The sequence below is a fragment of the Micromonospora sp. NPDC048040 genome (genome assembly GCF_055587185.1).
This window is the reverse complement of sequence record NZ_JBVJGT010000085.1, coordinates 18940-20577: the sequence shown is the minus strand read 5'-3', so window position 1 is coordinate 20577 and position 1638 is coordinate 18940. Positions and strand designations below refer to the sequence as shown.

General features: G+C 63.6%; 2 protein-coding genes. One reads left to right on the top strand and one right to left on the bottom strand.

Translation table 11 applies throughout. The annotated features are described in order from the left end of the window. Nucleotides 1–279: 279 nt before the first annotated feature. Entirely contained in the window at nt 280–414 is a 135-nt protein-coding gene (locus ACZ6O2_RS34815) for a hypothetical protein (RefSeq protein ID WP_466025966.1), read from the bottom strand. A 264-nt stretch (nt 415–678) separates the two neighbouring features. Here ACZ6O2_RS34815 and ACZ6O2_RS34810 point away from each other — a divergent pair. Then, a partial coding sequence (locus ACZ6O2_RS34810; protein ID WP_466025965.1) for a peptidoglycan DD-metalloendopeptidase family protein occupies nt 679–1638 on the top strand: 960 nt, incomplete at its 3' end.

Below are 1638 nucleotides of genomic sequence, written 5' to 3'. Positions count from 1 at the left end.
GTCTGGGGATTTCGCTGAGCACGGTCAACTCCCACCTGGAGCACATCCGGATCAAGTACGCGATGCGTGGCCGGGCGGCCCCCACCAAGGCGATGCTGGTAGCGCGCCATCCAGGACGGTTTTATCCAAATCGACGACCTGTAAGGGTGTGCGCAGTACGTAGCAACTGCCCCGAATAGCCGTCGGTCGAACACACGATGTCTACGGGTCCGTGCCCCGCCTAGGTTACGAGCGCACAGCACCCTCGAGGCGGGAGTCGGTTGATGGCGGGCGACGGATTCAGCTGCTGCCGTCCTTGGGGCGGCGGTGGTTGTTGAAGTGGTCGACGTACTCGCCGACAACGGCGAGGGCATGTCGTTCGTGGTAGATCAGCAGCTGGTCGGTGCATTCCAGAAGGCACCTGGCGGGCAGCATCCACCGTCGGGGCTGGACGTGGAAGCCTTTCCCGGCGCGGCGGGGGTACGCGCTCGACGTCGACGCCGAGCCGAGACTGGAGTACCGGGACCTCTTGGGCGGGCAGACCTCAACTCGGCCTCGCTGACCAGCTGCTTGGCAAGCCAAGGACGCCGCCCATGGCGGGGCAACAGGCCATTACGCAGAGAACCATTGGCGTTCTTGACAGTCTCGGCCCCGTTGGGACACCCTTTGGGCCGGATCGCGCCCGAACGTCCGTGGCTCATGGCCGTGCAGCTGCAAGGTAGGCATTCCAAATTCCGCGCCGATCGTAGACACAAGGAGGTCCATTTGCGTCGCGATATCGCAGTCAGCTTGGCTGCGCTTGTCGCCGTGCTCGGAATCCTGATTCCTCAGGAGTCCGCACTCGCCGGCAATGGCGCACCGTTCAAGCTACCTTACCGGGCTGGACATGCGTACACCATTACCCAGACGCCCGGAAGCGGCTATTCTCACAACGACGGCTATAATCGGCATGCCGTTGACTTCGCCATGCCGCAAGGCACCCCGATTGTCGCCTCGGCGGCCGGCACCGTCTACTACGAGGGGTGGAGCACCGGCGGAGGCATCATCGCCTTGATCGACCACGGCAACAACCGTTGCTCTCAGTACGCCCATCTCAGCGCCACCATCGTCAACAGAGGGCAATTGGTGGCGCAGGGGCAGCATATCGGCACGTCCGGCGCTACCGGAAACGTGACCGGCCCACATCTCCACTGGAATATCGTCTACTGCGATTCCCAGCTCAGCCGCGAAATCCCCAATACCGTGGAGACCGGCACCAACTATCCCACCGGCATCGCACCCGTGAGCCAGAACCGCCTTTCCACCGGCCTGCCCGGGGCTGACGGCGAACGGGTTTCGGACTTCAGTGGTGACGGTGTCGCCGATGTCCTGGGAGTCGCTGCCAACGGTGACTTCTGGTACTACCCGCACAGCGGAGCCGGCCTCGCCAACCCGGTCGGAATCGGACACGGCTGGGCGACCTTCAAGCACGTCATGGCTGCGGACTGGAGCGGTGACGGTGCCGCCGACGTCCTAGGAGTCGATTCTTCAGGGAGGCTACTGTACTACCCGAACAACAGCTACAAACTGTCTGGCTACACGCAGATCGGACACGGCTGGGCGACCTTCAAGCACGTCATGGCCGCGGACTGGAGCGGTGACGGTGCCGCCGACGTCCTT